This window comes from Duganella levis, assembly GCF_009857605.1.
Lineage (GTDB): Bacteria > Pseudomonadota > Gammaproteobacteria > Burkholderiales > Burkholderiaceae_D > Rugamonas > Rugamonas levis.
The window spans coordinates 25749-49003 of the sequence record NZ_WWCT01000009.1; the positions used below are offsets into that span (position 1 = coordinate 25749).

Here is a 23255-nt window from a genome sequence, read left to right on the forward strand (position 1 = left end):
ATGAAAAAAGTATGCTTCGTGCTGTTTTTGTTTGCCACCGGCGCCGCATCGTACAGCGTTGCTCAAGTGACGTCCGACCCCAAGGCCGCCTGCTACAAGCGTTGCATGGACGAGATTGGCGAAAAGCCGCAATGCGAATATATCTGCTACAACAAGAAATAATAATGCTGCCGATGCACGCTGCACCGGCAGCCGCGTTCTAGGACTGCAGCAATAGCGCCGTTTGAGCAAAACGTTCGCCGATCAACTGGTGCGTGGCTGCGTCGGGATGCAATGCATCCGGCAGTGGCAGGCGGGCGTTGTCGTCCGGGCCGTAGAGTTGGGTACCGTCGAGGTAGTGGATGTTCGGATCGGTGGCTTGCCGTTGCTGGATGATGGCTTGCAACTGTTCGCGGATGACGCGCAGCGTCAGCTTGCCCTGGCGGATTTCGCTTTGCTTGCCGACGGCGCGGAACAGCAGGCGGCCTTCGGCCAGCGCGGCGGCGTCGAACAGGCAAGGGCCGGGCGTGTCTTCGTGGATCGGGCAGTGCAGCGGTGAGATCACCAGCAGCGGCGTGTTCGGATGGCCGTCGCGAATGGTGTCCAGGAAGCCGTGCACGGCCGGGGCGAAGGCGCGCAGGCGCAGCAGGTCGGTGTTGACCAGGTTGATGCCGAGTTTCACGCTGATCAGGTCGGCCGGCAGGTCGCGCATGGTGCGGGCGGTGAACGGGTCCAGCAGGGCGTTGCCGCTGAGGCCGAGATTCAGCAGGTCGACGCCGGCGAGTCCGGCCGCCACCACCGGCCAGATGCCGGATGGACTGGCGGCATTCGAACCCGCGCTGATGGAGCTGCCGTGGTGCAGCCACTTGCGCTTGCCGGTCGCGGCCAGCGGCGTGATGGCGGCGTTGGCGCGCAGGTCGACCAGTTCGGTGGTTTCGTCGTGCGGCAGCCAGATGTCGATGGTTTTGTCGCCGTCGGGCAGGTCGGTGAAGCGCAGCGTTTGGGTTGCGCCTGGCTCGATGGCGGAGGCGCCGGCGGCCAGGTCAATCGTTAGCGTCTTGCCGCCGGGTGCGCTGAGCTGGCGCGCCAGCTTGCCGTCGATGTGCAGGTCGTAGACGCCATCCGGCCGCGCCGCCATGCCGACGTAGGCGCGCTTGGTTGGCAGTGTATCCAGTTCGATGGAGGTCGCCGCCGTCCGGAACGACAGGCGCACGCCGGAGGGCTGCGACTCCGCCATCGCCAGTTGCGCGTCGGGACATTGGGCGCGGGCCCAGGCGGGCAGGCGATGGGGCAGCAAGCCAGCTGCGGTGCGCTCGACTTCAACGGCGCCGTGGATGAGATTGATCATCCCGGGATTATTTCCGAGTACCGTCAGGTTTGTCAATTTCCGGTGGTGCCGCCGATGGAGACGGCTGGGCATAAATCACGATGGGTGCGGGACTCTTGGGCGTGGACTGCGTCACCAACAACGTGGTTGCCGAGATCGTGATGGCAGCGCTGGCGATTGAGATGCCGGCTACCCATTTGATGAGTTCGCCCTGGCTTTTGGTGATTTCACTCTGGCTTCTGGTCACTTCGCTCACGACCTTTTGCAGATACGCTTCCGTTTGGGCCCGTTGGAGTTCATTTTCTTTCTGTGTGGACTTTAATCCAGCCTCCAATGTTTGGTTGAGCTGCACGAAGCGAGTATCTGTCGCGAGTTGATGCGCGCGTGCATCACCGTTCAGTCTTTCGATGACGGCTTGCAGCTTTGCATCGATGTAGTCTTTGTCAGTGGTCTCCATCGCGCCATTTTGCGCGCGCTATCCAGCTTGTCAATGATAGCGCGCAAGCGTGGTTTAGAAGGTGTGTCGCAGGCCGAGGTTGTAAGCGCGGTCGCCGGTGCCGGCTTCGCTGTTGTTGGCCACGGTGTAGCCGGCGCCGTTGCGGTTGTGGATGCTGCCGTAGGCCACATAGAGCGCGGTGCGCTTCGACAGCGGGTGGACGTAGCCGACGCCCCAGGTGCTGGCGTCCTGGTTGTACGCCGTGCGGTCGTCCTTGCGCATGACGGACGCCATCAGCGTTCCCTGCGAGATCCGCGCCGCGATGCCGATCAATACCTCGCGGCCATCGGTGGAGGCTGTCGGCGCCACGCCGCCGTACGGATTGCTGGTGTTGCCCAGCGGCGCACTGTTGTAGCCTTTGTCGACGCCGACCGCGAAGTATATCCGCACGACGCCAACCTCGTAGTTTGCGGCGAACAGTTTGTTGCTGCCGGTGCCGCGCATGACTGCCGGCGTACCAGCCGCCGCGACCGTGTCGCCATTGCGGCCGTTGTAGGCGAGGCGCAGGTTAAGCGGGCCGGCGCTGTAGCCCAGCGATGCGCCTATCTGCCGGCCGGCTGTGGCATCGCCAGCCTGTTCGCCGGGACTGTAGGCAATGTCGCCGCTCACACCGTTGGACTCCGGCATGGCGTACATGATGGTGTTGTTACTGCGGGCATTGGTGCCCCAGTCGGGGAAGGCGTTCTTGATGGTGCCGGCATAGCCGGTGCCGAACGGATCGGCGACGGCGACCAGCGCGTTGTGGTAGGGCGTGGTCTGCCGGCCCAGCGTCAGCGTGCCGGCGCCGCTGCGCAAGCCCACCAGCGACTGCCGGTTGAACAGCACGTTGGCGCTGGCCAGCGTGCCGGTGTCGATGCTGTAGCCGTTTTCGAGTATGAAGAAGGCGGAGACGCCGCTGCCCAGATCCTCCGAACCTTTGAAACCTATGCGTGATGACGATGCCGGTCCGCTGGTGATCCGGGTGACGTTGCCGGCGCTGCCGCCACTTTCGCCCACCAGGCCAACGTCGGCGATGCCGTAGATGGTGAGCGAGGACTGCGCATGGACTGCCGGCGCTGCAAACAAGGCCGTCATGGCAGCCGCGATCGTCATTTTTTTCATAGGTCTCCTGTTTAGTTTTATGCGGGTCCAGCCCGCTGTTTGTTGGCAAAGTGTTCGATGGCCAGCAGCCGGAAAGCGTTGACGGCTGGGTTGTCCTGGTCTGTGCGCCAGGCCATGCTCATTTCTGCCGGCGCCACCACATCGGCGATGGGGCGGAATGCCACATTGTCGTAATGGAAGCGCTGTGCCGAGGACGGCAGGATCGACACGCCCAGGCCAGCGCGCACCAGCGACAGAATCGTCGGGCTCTGGTCGATGTATTGGGCGATATTGACCTGCACATCCTGGCTGGCAAAAATGCCCATCAGGCGGTCATAAAAATACTTGCCCTGCACCGGTGCGTGCATGATGAAGGGCTGGTTGTTCAACTGCTTCAGTTCAATCTGCTGATGCGCGCACAGTGGATGGCCTTGGGGCAGCGCCACCACCAGCGGTTCTTCCGCCACCAGTTGCATCTCCAGCTGCTGGCGCGAGGACACCGGCCGCATGAAGCCGAGGTCGATGGTGTTGGCGTAGAACGCTTCAATCTGCGCCACCGAGATCAATTCAAACAGCACCACGTCGATATCCGGCAAGGCTTGCCGGGCGGCGGCCAGCAGTTCCGGGATCAGTTCATAGCCGGCGGCGCCGGTGAAGCCAACGCGGACCCGGCCGGTTTTGCCTTTGCTGGCGCGGCGCACCGTGGTCTCGGCCTGTTCCGCCAGATTCAGCAGGCGGATGGCGTCGGCCAGGAAGATGCGGCCTTCGGTGGTCAGCTTGACCGTGCGGCCGACCCGTTCAAACAGCTCGACGCCGAGGTTGTGCTCCAGCAGCTGAATCTGCCTGCTAAGCGGCGGTTGTGTCATGTTCAGCAATGCAGCGGCGCGGCGGAAATTCAATTCCGTGGCGGCGGCGACAAAGCAGCGTACCTGTCCCAGATCTAACATAGCGTGTCCTGTAAGGCGTAAGTAGTCGGCCATGATTATAGGTTTATTGGCCGCAGGACAGGTTTCGCGTGCTTCATCGGATCAGGTGGTCAGGCTGCCTTCGGGACGTTGACCGGCCAGACCGGCCGCCAGGCTGGCCAGCACCATCTCGCCCATGGCGGTGCGCGATTCGACGGTGGCGCTGGCGCGGTGTGCCTGCAATACCACGCGGTCGTGGTTGAACAAGGCTTCCGGCACGTTTGGTTCATCGACAAACACATCCAGTCCGGCGCCGGCGATGGCGCCGCGTTGCAGCGCTTCGACCAGATCGCTTTCCACCACCAGCTTGCCGCGCGCGATGTTGATCAGGTAGCCGTCCTTGCCCAGTGCGTCCAGCACAGCGGCGTTGATGATGCCTTGCGCCTTGTCGGCGGCGGCCGCTAGCACCAGGATGTCGCTGTCGCGCGCCAGTTGCAGCAGGTCCGGCACGAAGCGGTGCGGTACTTCATCAATCTGGCGCAGATCGGTGTAGGCGACTGGGCAGTCGAATGCCGCAGCGCGCTGGGCGATGGCGCGGCCGACCTTGCCCATGCCAACGATGCCGACCCGCTTGCCGCTGAAACGGCGCGACAGCGGCAGCGCACCCGGATTCGGATTGCGCTGCCAGTTGCCCGAGGTAACGAACTGGTGGCCGGCGCAGATCTGGCGGCAGGCCGACAGGATCAGGCCGATGGCCAGGTCGGCCACATCCTCAGTCAGTGCGCCGAAGGTGGCGGTGACCGGAATGCCGCGCGCCTTGGCAAACGCCAGGTCGACCGCATCGGTGCCGACGCCGTTGACGGCGATCACCTGCAAGGCCGGCAGCGCGGTGATCATGTCGTTGCTGATGCCGGTATGGCCGCCGGTGATCACGCCCCGGATCACGCCGCCGTGCTGCTTCAGATATGCGGCCTTGTCCTCTTGCTCGAACAGGCGGTGCATGGTGTACAGCGTATTCAACTGATCATTGATGGCGGGCACGAGAATCGGGTTCAACTGCAAAATATTCGGCTTCATTCAGGAGCTCCTTGTTGGTCGTTGGCGCATGATCTGCGGTTTTTGACAACGCGTCCAATCCGAATACGCTATCAGTTGATACAAGCTCTGCGTGATTCAATTTGCGGATCAACGGATGTCCAGAAAAGATTGGACAGCGTTGTCGGCGGGTGGGAGGATTTGCTGGACCGATAAAAATAACAATCTTTTAAAAAACAAAAATGGAGACACCGCATGCGCCCACAACGCGTCACCAGCATCCCGCAGCCGATCGCCACAGCGACGGCAGCGGCGCCCGAGAAAGCCAGCAACTACCGCTGGGTCGTCATGGGCCTGATTTTCTGCATCTGGGCCATTGCCTGCGCCGACCGCGCCAACTTCGGCATCGCCTTGCCGTACATGAAGAAGGAATTCCACATCACTAATACGGAAGCGGGCCTGATCGTCAGCCTGTTTTCGTTTGCCTATGCCATTGTGCAGATCCCGGTCGGCCTGCTGTATCGCCGTCTCGGTGAAAAAGCCAGCCGGTATTTCCTGGCCATCTGCATGGTGTTGACGTCGGTATTTACCGGCTTGATGGCGACCACGTCGTCGGTCTTGCTGTTGCAGCTTTACCGGGTGGGACTCGGCCTGTCCGAAGGGCCGCTGGGCATCGGTTGCACCAATGTGATCAACCGCTGGTTCCCGCCGCAGGAGAAGGGGCTGGCCACCGGCATCTGGATCGCCGCCTCTAAGCTGGGGCCGCTGATGGTGCCGTCGATCGGCTTGATCGTCATCGCCATCTGGGGATGGCGCGAGATCTTCTACGTCTTTGCGGTGCCGGGCTTGCTGTTCTCGGTGCTGTGGATGCTGCTGGTCACCAATTCGCCGGACCAGAGCCGCTACTGCACGCCGGCCGAGCGCCGCTATATCCAGGGCGAGGGCGATCCCGCTGCCGGACAGCGTCTGCATCCGACCGCCGAGCGCATGCAACTGCGCAAGATGCCGCTGCTCGACTTCATCAACCGCACCAAGCCGGTGACGCGCCTGACCACGGTGAAGCAAGTGTGCCTGTCGTGGAATATCATCGGCGTGGCGCTCGGTTACGGCTGCATGATCGGCATCAGCAACATCTTCATGTCGTGGATACCGACTTACCTGATCACGGTGAAAGGCTTTGCAGCGGTGAAGATGGGCTTCCTGGCCTCGGCGCCGTTCATCGGTGCGGTCAGCGGCAATATGATCGGCGGCCTGATTTCCGACCGCCTGCTGGACGGCCGCCGCAAGCCGATGATGCTGCTGGGAGCGGTCGGCACCACGCTGATGATGTGCCTGCTGGTGGAAGCGCCCGATAGCGCCGTGTATCTGGGCTGCACGCTGCTGGTTTCCGGCCTGATGCTGGGCATCGGCTTCGCCGGCTACTCGGCGTATGCGATGGGACTGGCGACCAAGGCGACGTATCCAACCGCGTTCGGCATCGTCAATTTCCTTGGCCAGATTGGCGGGGCAGTGGCGCCGCTGGCGGTTGGCATGCTGCTTGATCACTACGGCTGGAGCAGCGTGTTCATGTATATGGTCGGTACCGCCTTGCTGTGCGTGGTGCTGGTGCTGAGCGTGGTGGAGCCGGTGGCCGAACCGGATCGCTGATCAGCTTCGTTATGTGCGCTCCCTAACATTGGGATACTCGTCACGCATTTACTATAAGCCTTGGACCCGACAGGCTAGAGGATGCGACGACATGAACGATCATAGCGATATCAATATGTCGCGCCGCAATGTATTGATTGCGGGCGCGATTTCAGCGACGGCGGCGACTGTGCCGTTGTCCGCAGCGGAGCCGCAGCAGGCCACCGCCACCGCAACCACGCCGCCGCCCACCCCGGCCAAATTCTCTTTCGAGGTCAACGGCAAGCAGCAGACGCTGGAAGTCGACACGCGCACCACGTTGCTCGATGCTCTGCGAGAACATCTGCATCTCACCGGCACCAAAAAGGGCTGCGATCATGGCCAGTGTGGCGCCTGCACCGTGCACGTGAATGGCCGCCGCATCAATTCCTGCCTGTCGCTGGCGGTGATGCACAACGGCGACAAGATCACCACCATCGAAGGTCTCGGCACGCCGAACCAGTTGCATCCGATGCAAGCGGCCTTCATCAAGCACGACGGCTACCAATGCGGCTACTGTACGCCGGGGCAGATCTGTTCCGCGGTCGCCGCGCTGGACGAAATCAAGCAAGGTATTCCAAGTCACGTCAGCGGCGACCTCAACGTCCGGCCGCTGCTCAATGAAGCCGAGCTGCGCGAGCGCATGAGCGGCAATATATGCCGATGTGGCGCCTACTCCAACATCATCGATGCGATCACCGAGGTGGCGGGGAGGACGGCATGAGGGCCTTTACTTACCAACGCGCGCAAACGCCGGCCGAAGCTGCCGCCGCCGCACAACGCACACCAGGCGCTCGCTTCATCGCCGGCGGCACCAATCTGCTGGACTTGATGAAGCTGGAGATTGAAACGCCGCAGCATCTGATCGATGTGAACGGCCTGGCGCTCGATAAGATCGAGCTGATCCAGGGCGGCGGCCTGCGCATCGGCGCGCTGGTGCGCAATACCGACCTGGCCGCCGATCAACGCGTGCGGCGCGATTATGCCGTGCTGTCGCGCGCCTTGCTAGCTGGAGCCTCCGCGCAACTGCGCAACAAGGCGACCACGGCCGGCAACCTGTTGCAGCGCACGCGCTGCCCATACTTCTACGACACCAACCAGCCTTGCAACAAGCGCCAACCGGGCAGCGGCTGTTCGGCGATTGGCGGCTACAGCCGCAATCACGCCATCCTCGGCGCCAGCGATGCCTGCATCGCCACCCATCCGAGCGATATGGCGGTGGCCATGCAGCTGCTGGACGCTACTGTGGAAACAATCAAGCCGGATGGCGCGACCCGTACGATTCCCATCGCCGATTTCCACCGCCTGCCGGGCAATACGCCGCAGATAGAAACTGCGCTGACGCCGGGTGAACTGATCACCGCTGTGACCTTGCCAAAGCCGCTGGGTGGCGTGCACGTCTACCGCAAGGTGCGCGACCGTTCCTCATATGCGTTTGCGCTGATTTCCGTGGCGGCCGTGGTGCTGCCGGATGGCAGTGGCCGCGTGGCGCTGGGAGGTGTTGCCCACAAGCCGTGGCGCGTGCCGGGCGCCGACGCCAGCATGCCGCAAGGCGCCAAGGCCGTGTCCGAGCAGTTGCTGGCCGGCGCCAAACCGAGCGCCGAGAGCGCCTTCAAGATCCCGCTGGTGCAGCGCACGCTGGCCTCGGTGCTGGCTGATGTGAAGAAAGGCTGAACAACATGAAATTTGTCACTCCCGCCACCACCAATCCCATCGATCAACTGAAGGTGATTGGGCACGCCACCGACCGTATCGATGGCCCGTACAAAACCACCGGCACCGCGCCATATGCCTACGAGCACCAGCAACCGAACGCCGCCTACGGCTACGTGGTCGGCGCCGGCATCGCCAAGGGCCGCATCGCGTCCATTGATGTGAGCCAGGCCAAGCGCGCGCCGGGCGTGCTGGCGGTCATCACCGCCGACAACGCAGGCAAGCTGGGCAAGGGTAACTTCAACACCGCCAAGCTGCTGGGTGGCCCGGACATCCAGCACTACCATCAGGCGATTGCGCTGGTGGTGGCGGAGACCTTCGAGCAGGCACGCGCGGCCGCACAGCTGGTCAACGTCCAGTACAACCAGGAGAAAGGCTCGTACGACCTGGCCAAGGTCAAGGACAAAGCCAAGGAACCGGACGACAAGGAAGCCAAGGACAAGAAAGTCGGTGACTTCAACGGCGCGTTCACTGCCGCACCGGTCAAGCTGGACGCCACCTACACCACGCCCGACCAGTCGCACGCTATGATGGAGCCGCATGCATCCATCGCCAGCTGGCAGGGCGACAAGCTGACACTGTGGACCTCGAACCAGATGATCGACTGGGGCCGCAGCGATATGGCGAAAACGCTAGGCATTCCGAAAGATAATGTGCGGCTGGTGTCGCCGTACATCGGTGGCGGTTTCGGCGGCAAGCTGTTCCTGCGTTCGGAGTCGCTGCTGGCGGCGCTGGGCGCGAAGGCCGTGAAGCGGCCGGTCAAGGTGGCCTTGCAACGTCCGCTGATGATCAACAACGCCACACACCGTCCAGCCACCATCCAGCGCATCCGCATCGGCGCCACGCGCGAGGGCAAGATCAGCGCGATCGGGCATGAAAGCTGGTCCGGCGATCTGCCGGATGGCAAGCCGGAAACGGCCGTGCAACAAACCCAGCTGCTGTATGCCGGTCCTAACCGGATGACCAAGATGCGGCTGGCCGTGCTCGATCTGCCCGAAGGCAATGCGATGCGCGCACCGGGCGAAGCACCGGGACTGATGGCGCTGGAAGTGGCCATGGATGAAATGGCCGAGAAGCTGAAGATGGACCCGATCACCTTCCGCATCATTAACGACACCACGGTCGATCCGGCCAAGCGCGAACGCAAGTTTTCTACGCGGCGCTTTGTCGATTGCCTGCGTACCGGCGCCCAGCGTTTCGGCTGGGACAAACGTCAGGCGCAGCCGGGCAAGGTGCGTGATGGCCGCTGGCTGGTCGGCATCGGCGTGGCGTCGGCCTTCCGCAACAACATGGTGCAGAAATCGGGCGCGCGCGTGCGGCTGGACAGGAAGGGGATGGTCACGGTGGAAACCGATATGACCGACATCGGTACCGGCAGCTACACCATCATCGCCCAGACGGCGGCGGAGATGATGGGTGTGCCGCTGACTCAGGTGCAGGTCAAGCTGGGCGATTCGGACTTTCCGGTCTCGGCCGGCTCGGGCGGGCAGTGGGGCGGCAACAGTTCGACGGCGGGTGTGTATGCCGCCTGCGTCAAGCTGCGCGAACTGGCGGCGCAAAAGCTGGGTCTCGATCCGAATCTTGCCGAGTTTTCTAACGGCAATGTGCGCGCCGATGGCCGTTCCTTTCCGCTGACGCAGGCCGCCGCCAACGGCGAACTGGTGTGCGAGGATACGATGGAATACGGCGACCTCGACAAGAAGTTCCAGCAGTCCACCTTCGGCGCGCATTTCGTCGAAGTGGGCGTGGACGCCGCCACCGGCGAAACCCGCATCCGCCGCATGCTGGCGGTATGCGCCGCGGGCCGCATTCTCAATCCCAAGGCGGCGCGCAGCCAGGTGATCGGCGCCATGACCATGGGGGCGGGCGCGGCGCTGATGGAGGATCTGGTGATCGACCAGCGTGGCGGTTTCTTCGTCAACCACGACCTGGCCGGCTATGAAGTGCCGGTGCATGCGGATATTCCGCATCAGGAAGTGATCTTCCTCGATGAAACCGACCCGGTGTCTTCACCGATGAAAGCCAAGGGCGTGGGCGAGCTGGGCATTTGCGGCGTGGGGGCGGCGGTGGCGAATGCCATCTACAACGCCACCGGCGTGCGGGTGCGTGATTATCCGGTCACATTGGATAAACTCATCGCAAAAATGCCAGAAGTATGAGTTAGTGCTATCCTGTTTGGACGGTATGAACAAGGAGGATATATGCCTGCTTCTCACGACACCTATACGCGCACCCAGGGCCTGAAGAAAACCTACGAGGTGGAATATACGGCCCTGCGTTACAAAATCTCCCTGGGCGATAAAGTGCTCAAGGATATTGAGCTGGGGCTGCAATCTGCCCCGGTCTACGATCCGGAAATCGCCTGGCGACACGCGATCGCCGATATCGAAAACCTGCGGGGCATGACCGAGCAATAGCTTTTAGCGGCAGCCGGGGCTCAGCTCCGGCCGTTCGCGCGCTTGCAAGCCCATCAGGTCCGGCCGGTCGTAGGGGATGTAATTCATCCAGAACCACGGCAGGCAGGTCTTGCCATAGACGTACTCTATGGCAGGGAAGAACATATTGTTCGCGTTTGAGCTATTGCTCAGCATGACGATGCCGTTGCGCGACTGGCGGAAGCCCAACGCAACGTTGTTGGTGCCATCGTCCGCGCCTTCCTTAAAGAACGCCGGCCCCAGCGGCGAGTTGTACAGCGGCCAGCCGATGCCGATCGACAGGCCGCTGCCGCGCCACAAATCCGTATCGCCGGGCCAGTGCGAGGGGAACTGTTGCACGGATACGATGGCCATCTGTGGCGACAGCATCTCTTTGTACGCGGCGCCCGACAAGCCTTCGCCGCGCAGCACGCCAGCCATGAAGGCGGCGTAATCTCCAATTGTCGTATCCATCGAGCCGGCTGCGCGGGCGTCGCTGCGCCGCTTGTGCGGGATGACCTTGCCGTCTTTGCCGTAGTGCGTGGTTTCGCGGCCGGCCCAGCTGTCGCGCCAGACCATGCTGGTGTGGCGCATGCCGAAGCGGTCGAACACGCGTTGCTGCATCAGCGTTTCCAGCGGGATGCCGGTTCGCTCTTCCACCACGATTTGCAGGATGTTCAGGCCTTCGCCGGAATATACGTAGCGGCTGCCCGGCGGAAATTTGAAGTCCAGCTTGTTGTTCTCGTTGATGTAGCGCCAGTTGATCAAGCCACTGGTGTGGGTCAGCAGCATGCGTGGCGTCAGCAACTGCCAGCGCGGATCATCCTTCAGGTCGGCAAATTTGGGATAGTCGGGGAGCGGCTTTTTCAGCAGCGTGGGCAAGGGCGCGTCCAGCGTCAGCACCCCTTCGTCTACCAACTGCATTACCGTGTAGGCGAATACGGCCTTGGTGAGCGAGGCGGCGTACATGATGGTGTCGGTGCGCAGGGGCTGCTGCTTGTCGACATTGGCATAGCCGTAGGCGTGGGTATAGGTCACCTTGCCGTCCTGGATCAGCGCCAGCGACAGGCCGGGCACACGCGCGGCGCTCATCAGGCGCTGGACTTCGGCATCCAGTCCCGGCGGCGCGGCAGGCGGTGAGGGTGGCGCTGCGCATCCTCCAAGCATCACAACGGCAATCAATGCAGCGTAGCGGGGCAGGGAGGAGAGGCGCATGGTCAGTCCTTTCTGGGTTGGGCCGCGAACCAGGGTTTGAGGCGGCGGATGGCTTCTGCGATTTCCGCCGTGGAGACGGCGAAGCTGAACCGGATGAAGTATTTGCCGTCGACCGGATCGAAGTCGATGCCGGGCGCGCTGGCGATGCCGGTGTCTTGCAGCAGGCGCTTGCAGAAGGCCAGGCTGTCGTCGGTCAGGTGCGCGATGCTGGCGTAAATGTAGAACGCGCCGTCCGGCGGCGCCACCGTGGTCAGGCCCAGTTCCGGCAGCGCGGCCAGCAGCAGGCGGCGGTTTTCGCGGTAGACGTTGATGTGACCATCCAGCTCATCCAGCGCGTCGAAGGCGGCCAGACCGGCGTGCTGGCTCAGCGACGGTGCGGTCAGGAACAGGTTGCCGCAATAGGCTTGCGCGCGGTCGACGTGTTCCGGCGGCGCCAGCAGCCAGCCGAGTCGCCATCCGGCCATGCTGAAATATTTGGAGAAACTGCTGACCACCAGCGCTTGCGGTTCGTAGGCGAGGATGGTTTGCGCCGGCTCGACGTAGCTGAGGCCGTGGTAAATCTCGTCCGAGATGATGCGGATGCCGCGCGCGCGGCAGACTTCCGCGATGGCTTGCAGCTCTTTTGCCTTGATCAGCGTGCCAGTTGGATTGGCTGGGCTGGCGATGATGACGGCGTGCGGCGCTGGCTCGATGGCGGCCAGTGCGGCGGCGGTCAGCTGGAAGCCGACGTCGGCGCCGCAGGCGATTTCCACCGGTTCCATGTGCAGCGCCTTCAGCGTGTTGCGGTAAGCCACGTAGCCGGGCCGCGCCATGGCGATGCGGTCGCCCGGCGAGAACATCGAGCTCAGGGCCAGCACCAGCGCCGGCGAGGCGCCGCAGGTCAGGATGAACTGGTCGGCGTGGACGGTGACGCCGTAGCGCTCGTCGTAAAACTGCGCCAGCCGCTGTTTCAGTGGCGCGCTTTCCCAGTAGCCCATGCTTTCCGCGTCCAGCACGGCGTGTGCCCTGGCGATGGCGGCCTGTGGCGCGCCGGTGGACGGCTGGCCAAATTCCATGTGGATGATCGAACGGCCTTCAGCTTTCAGGGCGTGAGCCTGTTTGCTGATGGCGATGGCGTGGAAGGGTTCAAGTTCAGCTTTCATAGCATCGATTATACTGTTGCTTGTTACATAAAAATAGTGAAGGCTGGCTGGGTATGGCAATACGTTGGAAGCGGTGGGGCATTGGTGCGGCGAGCGCTGTCGGTGTGTATGCATTGGCGGGGGCATGGCTGTTGCCGAGTGTGATTAAAAGCCAGCTGCCCAAGTATGCCGAGACCGAACTGGAGCGCAAGGCCAGCATCGGCCAGCTCAGTTTTAATCCGTTCACGTTGCGCCTGGAGGCGCAGGATGTGCGCTTCACCGAGGCTGACGGCGCGCCGTTGTTTGCGGTCGGCGGGCTGGCGGTGGAGATGCAGTGGCGCTCGCTGTTCCGCCGTGCGTGGAGTTTTGCCGAGATCCGCATCACGCAGCCAGCGGTGCAGTTGGCGATTGCCAAGGACGGCAAGTTCAATATCGCCGAATTCCTGAAGACGCTGGAAAAGCACAAGAAGCCGGATGAGCCGGATTCGCCGATGCCGCGCCTGGTGATCGAACACTTTGTGCTGGATAACGGCCAGGTGGCCATGCACGACAAGCACGCCGGCTATGACGATACCTTCACGCCGATTACCTTCGCGCTGAACAACCTGAGCACGCTGCCGGATGAGAACGGCGATTACACGCTGAACGCGGATGCGGGCCTTGGCGGCAAGTTGTCCTGGAAAGGTGTGGCGGCGGTTAATCCGATCAGCGGCAGCGGGTTGCTGACGCTGGAGAACGTGGCCTTGCCGGGTATGGCGACGTATCTGAAGTCGTTCTCGCGCGTGGTGGTGGAAGAGGGCAAGTTGTCCGCCAGGCTGCCGTACAAGTTTGGCTACAAGGACGGCAAGCTGGATGCCAGTCTGGCTGGCGCTGGTTTGACGCTAAGCGATCTGTCGCTGAAGCGCGGCGCGGATGCGCCGTTTGTGAAGGTCAGGCAGTTGGCGGTTGGCGATGTCGGCGTTGATTTGCTGAAGCAGTCGGTCAGCGTTGGCAGCTTGCAGTTGAACGGCGGCGCGCTGACCGTGCGGCGCGATGCGATGGGCGAGCTGGATGTGGCGAATTTGACGCTGCCGACGCCGACGCCGACGGTGGCCGTGCCCGCCGCTGCGCCAGCCAAGCCTGCTGCAGCCAAGGGCAGCTGGAAACTGCAATTCAAGCAGATCGGGCTAGATGCGGTGGCGGTCAATTACTTCGACCAGACCGTAAGTCCGGCGCTGAAAGTCAGCACCGACAACGCCAAACTGAAACTGGCATTGCAGCTGGACGGCAGCAAACTGAACATCGCCGATGCAGATTTCTCGATGGATAACCTGTCGATGAACGCCGGTTCGCAAGCGCCACTCAAACTGTCGCGCATTGGCTTTGAAGACGCTTCGCTGGATCTGGACGCACACAAGGCCAACGTCGGCCGTTTGTACGCGGACGGCGGACAACTTGATCTGTCGCGCGATGCCAAGGGCCAGTTCCTGTTCCTGAACACGCTGCCGAAGGCGGGCGTTGGCGGCACGGCAGCGGCCAAGTCGCCAACGCCTGCGCCTGCCAGCACGCCGTGGGAAGCTGCCATCAAGTCCGTCGAGCTGAACAAGTTCGGCGCGCGCTTTGATGATGCCAGCACGGGCATCAAAATCAATTTGCAGGACTTCAACCTGAAAGTCCGCGACGCCAGCACCGATCTGAAAAAGCCGTTGTCGTTTGAAGGCGGTGTCGGCCTGCGCGAAGGCGGCCAACTGGTCGCTAAGGGCAAGGTCATGCCGTCCACCGGCGCGGTCGATACCGATCTGAAGCTGAGCAAGCTGGCGTTGGCGCCAGTGCAGCCGTTGCTCGGCAAGTACATCAAGCTGAAAATCGCCGACGGCGCCATTAACGCGCAAGGCCATTTGCGCACTGGCGCGGGCGGCAGCAAGACCGATCCGGCGCTGCGCTATGACGGCTCGTTTGAAGTGGCCCAGCTGTCGTTGAACGAACTGGATAACGACCGCTTCGCCCACTGGTCCAGCGTGCGCGCCGACAAGCTGGCGCTGAGCCTCAAACCGGATTTGCTGGACGTGGCCGAACTGCGCGTGATCGAGCCGAGCGCGATTCTGATTATCGAAAATGACCGCAGCTTCAACGCGCAGCGTTTGCTGGTGGAGCCGCCGGCGCCGGCCGCCGCTGCCGCCCCGGTGGTTGCCGCAACGCCAGCCGCCAGCGAACCATTCCCAATCCGCATCCGCCGCGTGCGCTTGCAGGACGCCAAGCTGGACTTCACCGACCTCAGCCTGCGTCCGCAATTCGGCGCGCACATTTATGAACTGAACGGAATCATCACCGGCCTGTCGTCCAAGCGCGATGCGCGCAGCCAGATCGAGCTGGATGGCCGCGTGGACGACTACGGCCAGGCCCGCGTGCGCGGTCAACTGAATCCGTTCGTGCCGGCCGATAACACCGACCTGAACGTGATCTTCAAGAACATCGACATGGTGGCCGCTTCGCCGTACAGCATGAAGTTTGCCGGCTACAAGATCGCGCAAGGCAAGATCTCGCTGGACCTGCAATACAAGGTGCGCAATGGCCAACTGGATGGCAACAATCAGGTGGTGCTGGATAACCTGACCTTGGGCGAACGCATCGACAGTCCAGACGCGCTGAAGCTGCCGCTGGAACTGGCGCTGGCCATCCTCAAGGACAGTAACGGCCGCATCGATCTGGGCATTCCGGTGGCGGGCAATATGAACGACCCGAGTTTCAGCTATGGCGCGGTGGTGTGGAAGGCGTTGGGCAACATCATGACCAAGGTGGTGACTTCGCCATTTCGTGCGCTGGGCAATCTGTTTGGCATCAGCGGCGACAAGCTGGAAGCAGTGGAGTTCGATGCCGGCAGCGACGTTGTGCTGCCGCCGGAACGCGAGAAGCTGAAGCAGGTCGCGCAGATTCTGGCGAAGAAGCCGGATTTAAAACTGTCTGTGCCGGGCCTGTACAGCGAGGCCAATGATGGCGCGGCGTTGCGCGCGCAAGCGTTGCGTCGCGCTGTGCTGGCCAAGGCCGACATCAAGCTGGCGGCCGGAGAACAGCCTGGTCCGCTGGATATCGGCCAACGCAAGGTGCGCACCGCGTTGCGCGACCTGTACGCCGAGCGCTTCGGCGCTGCCGAGTTGGACAAGGAGAAGAAGGCGGCCGAGGCCAGCGCCAGCGTTACCGATGCCGCGGCGGCTGCTACCGGCGACACCGCCTCCGCCGCGCCCGCCGGCGCTGCCGCGAAGAAGCTGCCTATGTTGCAGCGTCTGGGCAAGCTGGTGCAGGGCGAGCCGCAGGTGGCCGACGCCACGGCCTTTTACGGCAAGCTGCAAGCGCGCCTGGAGCAGAATCAGCCCTTGGCCAAGGACGCCTTGCCGCAACTGGGAGCGCAGCGTGCCGCAGCAGTGGTCGCGGTGCTGAAGGAAGCCGGCGCAACCACGGTCTCGACCGCCTCTCCGGCCGCCACCGACAGCGCCGCCGGCAAGCCAGTCGCGGTGAAACTGGAACTGTCGGCGAAATAAGATGACTGAAGCGAATAAACACCCCGCCGGCAGTCCTCTGTTGGCGGGGCTGGCGCTGCTGTGCAGCCAGCTGTCACTGAACCTCGGCGCGGCGATCGCCAAGCAGCTGTTCCCCAGCATCGGCGTTGAGGGCGTGACGGCGTATCGCGTCGGCATGTCGGCGCTGGTGATGCTGCTGATTTTCCGCCCTTGGCGTACGCCGCTGACGCTGAAACAGGTACTCAACGTCGCCATCTACGGCTCGGTGATTGGCCTGATGAATCTGCTGATCTACCGCGCCTTCGCCCGCATCCCGATGGGCATCGCCGTGGCGATTGAAGTGGCGGGGCCGCTGACGGTGGCGGTGCTGTCGTCGCATCGTCCACGCGATGTCGTCGCGGTGTGCCTGGCGGTGGCCGGCCTGTATTTCCTGTTGCCGATTCATGGCCAGGTCGATCAACTCGATCCGGTGGGCGTGGCGTATGCCGCCGGCGCGGCGGTGTGCTGGGCCTTGTACATCGTCTACGGCAAACGCGTGTCGTCGATGTCGGGCGGGCAGTCGGTGGCGTGGGGCATGCTGGCGGCGTCGCTGTTCATCGTGCCGATTGGCGTGGCGCATGCGGGCGCGCTGTTGCTGACGCCGTCGTTCATGCTGGTCGGGCTGGCGATTGCGGTGATGTCCAGCGCCTTGCCGTACACGCTGGAGATGCTGTCGATGCGCAGGCTGTCGTCGCGCACGTTCAGCATGTTCAGCAGCGCCGCGCCGGCGCTCAGCGCGCTGGCCGGCATGGTGGTGCTGGGGGAGCATCTGACGCTGGCCCAGTGGCTGGCCATCGCTGCCATCGTGACGGCTTCGGCACTGACTTCCTTGCGCTAGTTCCCCCAGGCGCCGCCAAACGCAAGCCGCAAATGGCCGCTTATTGCTTTTGCAACGTGTTCGTGGCAGCATAGATGCTTCTTCAAAGGAGGTGTCATGCAAGTCGCTCGTGCCCAACAACCGATTGCTGCCGCTGCCGTCACGCTGGTGCTGTGGATCTTCGGCGTGGCGTCGTTTATGCCGCCGCTGTTCAAGTACACCAGCCAGTCCGTTCTGCTGATCATCGCCGCCGGCATCGGGATTTTCGTCTGCCTGGTGCTGCACCTGTTCTTCATCGCCATGGCCGCCAAGCGCCTGGGCCGTTCGCCAGTGGCGTGGGTGCTGGTGTCGCTGTGCTTCATGCCGGTCGCCTCCATCATCGGCCTGATTTTGTTCGAGTGGTTCAGCGAGCAGGAAAAACAAGCCGCTGCCTAAAGCGCTTGCCAGACGTGGACGGGATCGTCTAGTATCGATCCCGATGCAACTGCATCAGCGTCGCTCGGACGGTTCCGGGCGCTTACGTGAGACATCCATGACTGACACCCAAACTCCGCGCAGCTTTGCGCGTATCGATCGCCTGCCTCCCTACGTTTTCAATGTCACCGCCGAGCTCAAGCTGGCGGCACGCCGTCGCGGCGAAGACATCATCGATATGTCGATGGGCAATCCAGACGGCGCCACGCCGCCGCACATTGTGAGCAAGCTGGTCGACACCGTGCAACGGCCCGACACCCACGGCTACTCCGCCTCCAAAGGCATTCCGCGCCTGCGCCGCGCCATCTCGCGCTGGTACAAAACGCGTTACGACGTCGAGTTCGATCCCGATTCGGAAGCCATCGTCACCATCGGTTCCAAGGAAGGCCTGGCGCACCTGATGCTGGCCACGCTGGACCAGGGCGACACCGTGCTGGTGCCCAATCCCAGCTACCCGATCCACATCTGGGGCGCAGTGATCGCCGGCGCGAATATCCGCTCGGTGCGCATGACGCCCGGCGTCGACTTCTTCGACGAACTGGAGCGCGCGGTGCGCGAGAGTTATCCTAAGCCGAAGATGATGATCCTTGGCTTCCCGTCGAATCCGACCGCGCAGTGCGTGGAACTGGAATTCTTCGAGCGCGTGGTGGCGCTGGCCAAGCAGCACAACATCCTGGTGGTGCATGACCTGGCCTACGCCGACATCGTGTTCGACGGCTGGAAAGCGCCGTCCATCATGCAGGTGCCCGGCGCGCGCGAGGTGGCGGTAGAATTCTTCACACTGTCCAAGAGCTACAACATGGCTGGCTGGCGCGTGGGCTTCATGGTCGGCAACAAGGAGTTGGTGGCGGCGCTGGCGCGCATCAAGAGTTACCACGACTACGGCAGCTTCACGCCGGTGCAGGTGGCGGCGATTGCCGCGCTGGAGGGCGACCAGACCTGCGTCAGCGAGATTTGCGCGCAGTACCAGAGCCGGCGCGACGTGCTGCACAAAGGTCTGCTGGAAGCCGGCTGGCCGGTGGACAAGCCGAAAGCCTCGATGTACATCTGGGCCCGCATTCCGGAAGCCTATCGCCACCTCGGCTCGCTGGAATTTGCCAAGCTGCTGCTGGCCGAAGCCAAGGTTTGCGTCTCCCCCGGCATCGGCTTCGGGGAGTATGGCGATGAGTACGTGCGTTTCGCGCTGATCGAGAACGAAGCGCGCATTCGCCAGGGCTTGCGTGGTATCAAAGCCATGTTGCGCAAAACTTCCGCATAAAATTTGCGGTGAGTTTAAGCCGCATCAAACCCTGTGCTTGATGCGGCGGCTACTGTAGCTCACTAGACCCATCAGAGGAGCTACCATCATGTCCCATTTTTCCACCGGAGCCAGCGCGCGTCGCCTGGTCAATGCAGTCCAAAAACTCGAACGTAACCTGGCCACCGCCGGCTTGCCGCGATTTGTGGCCCGCTTGCCGGTGTGCTGGCTGAGTTGGCACTATTGCCGCATGCTGGATCAGAAGATTGCGCGCATCAAGCGCATTCGCGGCAAGTTCGACCGCTGGGGACCGGCCATCCACGATGCCTCGCCGGTAGCGCAGGAAAAAATGGAAATGCTGGATCTGGACCACAGCATGCGCACCGATATCGAGTTCACCAAGAGCACCATGATGGAGTTGCGCGACTACTGTGTGGACATCGGCCGCATGTTCGAGCAGCTGGGCTATGAGTCGGCGGGGCTGAAACGGCGCCAGACCGCCTTCCTGGAAATCCTGGACGCGTCGTGCGCTTCGGCCAGCCGCATGCAGGACGCGCTGACGCGCCATGACGACGCGGTACTTGCCAAACTGCGGGCCGAGGCGGATGCCGCCGCAGCCCATTCCGCCCGCGCTTAGAACCCTTCCAATACAATTTTCCCCTTGGCGCGATTGCTCTCCACCAGAGCATGGGCGCGCTTCAGGTTCTCGGCGTTGATCTTGCCGAAGCGTTCCGCCAGCGTGGTCTTGATCGCGCCGGTTTCCACCAGCGTTGCCACGTCGTTCAGCAGTTGATGCTGCTGCTGGATGTCGTCGGTCTGGAACATCGAACGGGTGTACATGAATTCCCAGTGCAGCGACACGCTCTTGCGCTTCAGCGTGCGGACGTCGATGCTGGCCGGATCGTCGATCAGCGCGACCTTGCCTTGCGGCGCCACCAGCTCGCTGATCGCCGCCCAATGGTGATCGGTCTGGTTCAGCGACGCCACATACGTCACCGGCGGCAGGCCGAGGCGGGTGATTTCTTCATTCAGCGGCTTGCTGTGGTCGATCACATGGTGCGCACCCAGTTGCTTGACCCACTCACCGGTTTCCGGACGCGAAGCGGTGCCGATGATGGTCAGGCCCGTCAGCTGGCGCGCCAGCTGCACCAGGATCGAACCGACGCCGCCAGCCGCACCGATCACCAGCAGCGACTTGCCCTTGGTGGCGGCCGCATCGCGGCTCACGCCCAGACGGTCGAACAATAATTCCCATGCGGTGATGGTGGTCAGCGGCAGCGCGGCGGCTTGCGCGAAGTCCAGGTTCTTTGGCTTGTAGCCGACGATGCGCTCGTCCACCAGGTGCAGTTCGCTGTTGGTGCCGGCGCGGGTCAGGTCGCCCGCATACCAGACTTCATCGCCGACCTTGAACAGGCTCACGTCCGGGCCGACCGCCTTGACCACGCCGGCCGCATCCCAGCCGATCACCTTGGCCTGGCCTTCGGCCGGCGCCACGTTGCGGCGAATCTTGGTGTCGACCGGATTGACCGAAATGGCGCGTACTTCGACCAGCAGGTCGCGGCCGGTGGCCTGCGGCGTTGGCAGTTCGATGTCGATCAGCGATTCGGCGTCTTCGATAGGGAGCGATTGGCGGTAGGCGATTGCTTTCATGGGATTCTCCGATGAAGTTAGGATGGAAGTATGATATTTTGTTTTTTAACGAGAAAAAAGCGCCTTATGGGGAAACTCTTTCAAAGGAATGAGGAAAATTGCTGCGTTTAGATGACCTGAATGTATTTGTCCGCACTGCCGACCGTGGCAGCTTGTCGGCCGCCGCTCGTGAACTTGAGATCTCGCCGGCGCTGGCCAGTGCCGCGCTCAAGCGGCTGGAAGGAGAACTGAAACTGCGCCTGTTCGCCCGCACCACGCGTTCGTTGCGGCTGACAGAGGAGGGTGAGCACTATCTGCGCCATGCGAGTGAGGCGCTGCGTGTGCTCAAGGAAGGGCATGACGCCCTGATCCAGGGTAAGGAAATCCTCGGCGGCACGCTGAAAATCTCGATGCCGTCCGACCTCGGGCGCAATCTGGTGGTGGGCTGGCTGGATGAATTCCAGGCGCAGTATCCGAAAGTGGTGCTGCAACTGGGCATCAGCGACCGCGTGTCGGACATGTACCGGCAACCGATCGACATCGCCATCCGCTACGGCAAGCAGGAAGATTCCAGCTTGATCGCCTTGCCGCTGGCGCCGGAAAACCGCCGCGTGCTGGTGGCCTCGCCCGACTACCTGAAACAGCACGGCAAGCTGAATTCGCTGGATGACCTGGCGCAGCACAACTGCCTGCGCTTCATGCTGGACGACGTCATCCACGACCGCTGGAGTTTTTACAGCGAACAGCACGCGGCGCCAGACGTGGTGCATGTCAGCGGCAACCGCACGGCCGACGATGCCGACGTGGTGCGGCGCTGGGCTGTGGCGGGCGTCGGCATCGCCTACAAATCGCGGCTGGACGTCAGCGCCGACATTCGCGCCGGCCGCCTGCAAGTGCTGCTGCCTGATGCGCTGGGTGAACCGACGCCGCTCAACATGGTCTGCATGCACCGCGCGCAGATCACGCCGACCGTGCTGCAACTGCGCGACTTCCTGCGCGCACAGTGCGAAAAAGCTTAAGACCACCTGAAATTCGCCACCAGTGTGGTTGCACTGCGACAAAATGCGCTTACCATAGCGCTAATAAAAATGATCGGGAGAGAGTTATGACCGAAACCCAGCGCGATTTCCTCAGCGCCGGTTTTTCGCTGACGCTGATAGCGTTGGCGGCCTTCGTGATGCAGCGCTTCTTCCTGCCGCTGGTATGGGCCGGCATTCTGTGCGTGGCGACGTGGCCGATGCACGTCTGGCTGCGCACACGCATCCGTCACAACATCCTGTCAGCCGCCTTGCTGACCTTGGTGGTGGCGGCGATCTTCATCGTGCCGGCATTGTTGGGCGTGGCACAGGCGGCCCGGCAGGCGCCGGAACTGGCCAACTACATCGTTAGCGCCAATACCGATGGTGTGCCGGTGCCGGACTTCCTCGCCCACCTGCCGGTGGTCGGCGATTCGATTGCCGAATGGTGGCAGGCGACACTGAGCCAGCCGCATGGCCTGGCGCATTTATTCTCTGACCGCGAAATCAACGGTTTCCACTCGGCCAGCGACATCATCAAGGTGGCTGGTGTCGGCTTCATGCACCGGCTGGTGGACTTTGGCCTGGCGTTCCTGTGCCTGTTCTTCTTCTACAAGGACGGCGAGGTGCTGAACCGCCAGATCATGAATATCGGTAGCCGCTGGTTCAGTGAACAGCGTTGGGCACAATACTCGGAAAAAATCCCGACCGCGATCCGCGCCACTGTCAACGGCCTGGTGCTGGTCGGCCTGGCGGAAGGCGTCTTGATCGGCATTGCCTACTGGCTGGCCGGGCTGAAGTCCGCCGCGTTGTGGGCTGCGGCGACCGGCATCCTGGCCATCATTCCGTTCGGTGCGCCGATCGCCTTCGTCAGCGCGGCAGCCGTGCTGGCGTTTGGCGGCGCGCTACCAGCCGCTATTGCCGTAGCAGTGTGGGGCACCGTCGTGCTGTTTGTGGCGGATCACTTTGTACGGCCAGGCATCATCGGCAACGCAACGCGCTTGCCGTTCCTGGCTGTACTGTTCGGCATACTGGGCGGGGTCGAAACCCTGGGCCTGGTCGGACTGTTTATCGGTCCGGTGGTGATGGTGCTGTTTGTAACGTTATGGCACGAGGCGCAAAGCCATCATGCGGATGTCGGCTAGCCAGTTGCCAGACCCAGGTGAGGAGCGCAAGCGAGGCTGCGGCATCTGCCGGCCTGTCTTGTGCATGGGTAGGGCAACTGGCACCGGCAACCATTAGTGCGCCTTCGACTTCGACAGGATCAGCAGCCAGCGGCGGAACATCAGTACTTCCAGATGGCCTGCCTGCACGCCGGTATCGCATTCGATAATCGGGTTCACCGCGTAGAAACGCTTGCGGAAGTCACGGCACACCATCATTTCGCGGCGACCCATGCGAACCATAAACGAGGTAGGCAGGTATTCCAGACCGAAGCGGGAGCCAAAGCTGCTATTCAGAGTGCTCATGACAGTTCCTTTTTTGTGGGAAGTAGTGTTTAACGAGGAGTTCAGAATAGCATAACTACTGTATGAATAAACAGGTACTGTGCAAATAAACAGTAAATTCGTTATTTTGTGATTTTTACGCCAACTTCAT

General features: G+C 62.5%; 22 protein-coding genes. 13 read left to right on the forward strand and 9 right to left on the reverse strand.

Annotated features, from left to right (window positions below; all coding sequences use genetic code 11):
- Entirely contained in the window at positions 1-162 is a 162-nt protein-coding gene (locus tag GTP69_RS12850; protein ID WP_161055272.1) for a hypothetical protein, read from the forward strand.
- A gap of 37 nt (positions 163-199) precedes the next feature.
- Here GTP69_RS12850 and GTP69_RS12855 read toward each other — a convergent pair whose 3' ends face one another.
- The 5 genes from GTP69_RS12855 to GTP69_RS12875 form a co-directional block, all read right to left on the reverse strand.
- Positions 200-1327 (reverse strand): GDSL-type esterase/lipase family protein, encoded by a 1128-nt coding sequence (locus tag GTP69_RS12855; RefSeq protein ID WP_161055273.1) that lies wholly within the window; start codon positions 1325-1327, stop codon positions 200-202.
- 7 nt (positions 1328-1334) lie between these two features.
- Complete coding sequence (locus GTP69_RS12860) at positions 1335-1763, reverse strand: hypothetical protein (RefSeq protein ID WP_161055274.1); 429 nt, start codon at positions 1761-1763, stop codon at positions 1335-1337.
- A gap of 54 nt (positions 1764-1817) precedes the next feature.
- The gene (locus GTP69_RS12865) at positions 1818-2903 is read right to left on the reverse strand and encodes a porin (RefSeq protein ID WP_161055275.1); all 1086 of its coding nucleotides are present in this window, start codon (positions 2901-2903) and stop codon (positions 1818-1820) included.
- Positions 2904-2920: 17 nt separating this feature from the next.
- On the reverse strand, positions 2921-3829 hold the full coding sequence (locus GTP69_RS12870; protein ID WP_161055276.1) for a LysR family transcriptional regulator: 909 nt from the start codon (positions 3827-3829) through the stop codon (positions 2921-2923).
- Between the two features lie 81 nt (positions 3830-3910).
- Positions 3911-4864 carry a 2-hydroxyacid dehydrogenase gene (locus GTP69_RS12875; protein ID WP_161055277.1) on the reverse strand — a complete coding sequence of 318 codons (954 nt, stop codon included), beginning with the start codon at positions 4862-4864 and terminating at the stop codon, positions 3911-3913.
- A gap of 213 nt (positions 4865-5077) precedes the next feature.
- Between GTP69_RS12875 and GTP69_RS12880 the strand changes: the two genes are divergently transcribed.
- The 5 genes from GTP69_RS12880 (at position 5078) to GTP69_RS12900 (ending at position 10617) form a co-directional block, all read left to right on the forward strand.
- Positions 5078-6469: an MFS transporter gene (locus GTP69_RS12880; RefSeq protein WP_161055278.1), complete on the forward strand. Its 1392-nt coding sequence runs from the start codon at positions 5078-5080 to the stop codon at positions 6467-6469.
- A gap of 91 nt (positions 6470-6560) precedes the next feature.
- On the forward strand, positions 6561-7211 hold the full coding sequence (gene paoA / locus GTP69_RS12885; RefSeq protein ID WP_161055279.1) for an aldehyde dehydrogenase iron-sulfur subunit PaoA: 651 nt from the start codon (positions 6561-6563) through the stop codon (positions 7209-7211).
- Positions 7208-8161 carry an FAD binding domain-containing protein gene (locus GTP69_RS12890; protein WP_161055280.1) on the forward strand — a complete coding sequence of 318 codons (954 nt, stop codon included), beginning with the start codon at positions 7208-7210 and terminating at the stop codon, positions 8159-8161. The genes paoA and GTP69_RS12890 overlap by 4 nt, the downstream gene beginning before the upstream one ends.
- Positions 8162-8166: 5 nt before the next feature.
- Positions 8167-10359: an aldehyde oxidoreductase molybdenum-binding subunit PaoC gene (gene paoC, locus GTP69_RS12895; protein ID WP_161055281.1), complete on the forward strand. Its 2193-nt coding sequence runs from the start codon at positions 8167-8169 to the stop codon at positions 10357-10359.
- Positions 10360-10401: 42 nt separating this feature from the next.
- Complete coding sequence (locus GTP69_RS12900; protein WP_161055282.1) at positions 10402-10617, forward strand: hypothetical protein; 216 nt, start codon at positions 10402-10404, stop codon at positions 10615-10617.
- Between the two features lie 3 nt (positions 10618-10620).
- Here the strand turns inward: GTP69_RS12900 and GTP69_RS12905 are convergent, their stop codons facing one another.
- Both GTP69_RS12905 and GTP69_RS12910 read right to left on the reverse strand, forming a co-directional pair.
- Positions 10621-11829, reverse strand: a complete 1209-nt coding sequence (locus GTP69_RS12905; protein ID WP_161055283.1) for a serine hydrolase domain-containing protein — start codon at positions 11827-11829, stop codon at positions 10621-10623.
- Between the two features lie 2 nt (positions 11830-11831).
- A complete protein-coding gene (locus GTP69_RS12910; RefSeq protein WP_161055284.1) occupies positions 11832-12971 on the reverse strand; it encodes a pyridoxal phosphate-dependent aminotransferase in 1140 nt (379 codons plus the stop codon).
- A 53-nt stretch (positions 12972-13024) separates the two neighbouring features.
- Between GTP69_RS12910 and GTP69_RS12915 the strand changes: the two genes are divergently transcribed.
- The 5 genes from GTP69_RS12915 to GTP69_RS12935 all read left to right on the forward strand — a co-directional run bounded on the left by GTP69_RS12915 (position 13025) and on the right by GTP69_RS12935 (position 19648).
- The gene (locus tag GTP69_RS12915; RefSeq protein ID WP_161055285.1) at positions 13025-16465 is read left to right on the forward strand and encodes a DUF748 domain-containing protein; all 3441 of its coding nucleotides are present in this window, start codon (positions 13025-13027) and stop codon (positions 16463-16465) included.
- A 1-nt stretch (position 16466) separates the two neighbouring features.
- Positions 16467-17321: an EamA family transporter gene (locus GTP69_RS12920; protein ID WP_161055286.1), complete on the forward strand. Its 855-nt coding sequence runs from the start codon at positions 16467-16469 to the stop codon at positions 17319-17321.
- A 96-nt stretch (positions 17322-17417) separates the two neighbouring features.
- On the forward strand, positions 17418-17735 hold the full coding sequence (locus tag GTP69_RS12925) for a hypothetical protein (protein ID WP_161055287.1): 318 nt from the start codon (positions 17418-17420) through the stop codon (positions 17733-17735).
- Between the two features lie 97 nt (positions 17736-17832).
- Entirely contained in the window at positions 17833-19032 is a 1200-nt protein-coding gene (gene alaC / locus GTP69_RS12930) for an alanine transaminase (protein WP_161055288.1), read from the forward strand.
- An 88-nt stretch (positions 19033-19120) separates the two neighbouring features.
- Positions 19121-19648: a hypothetical protein gene (locus tag GTP69_RS12935; protein ID WP_161055289.1), complete on the forward strand. Its 528-nt coding sequence runs from the start codon at positions 19121-19123 to the stop codon at positions 19646-19648.
- On the opposite strand, the gene GTP69_RS12940 is transcribed toward GTP69_RS12935, so the two are convergent.
- A complete protein-coding gene (locus GTP69_RS12940) occupies positions 19645-20661 on the reverse strand; it encodes a zinc-binding alcohol dehydrogenase family protein (RefSeq protein WP_161055290.1) in 1017 nt (338 codons plus the stop codon). The two genes, GTP69_RS12935 and GTP69_RS12940, sit on opposite strands and share 4 nt — an antisense overlap.
- A gap of 98 nt (positions 20662-20759) precedes the next feature.
- Here GTP69_RS12940 and GTP69_RS12945 point away from each other — a divergent pair, with 98 nt between their 5' ends.
- Entirely contained in the window at positions 20760-21659 is a 900-nt protein-coding gene (locus GTP69_RS12945; protein WP_161055291.1) for a LysR family transcriptional regulator, read from the forward strand.
- Between the two features lie 86 nt (positions 21660-21745).
- Positions 21746-22801 carry an AI-2E family transporter gene (locus tag GTP69_RS12950; protein ID WP_161055292.1) on the forward strand — a complete coding sequence of 352 codons (1056 nt, stop codon included), beginning with the start codon at positions 21746-21748 and terminating at the stop codon, positions 22799-22801.
- Positions 22802-22894: 93 nt separating this feature from the next.
- Here the strand turns inward: GTP69_RS12950 and GTP69_RS12955 are convergent, their stop codons facing one another.
- A complete protein-coding gene (locus GTP69_RS12955; protein WP_110848631.1) occupies positions 22895-23125 on the reverse strand; it encodes a hypothetical protein in 231 nt (76 codons plus the stop codon).
- Positions 23126-23255 lie beyond the last annotated feature (130 nt).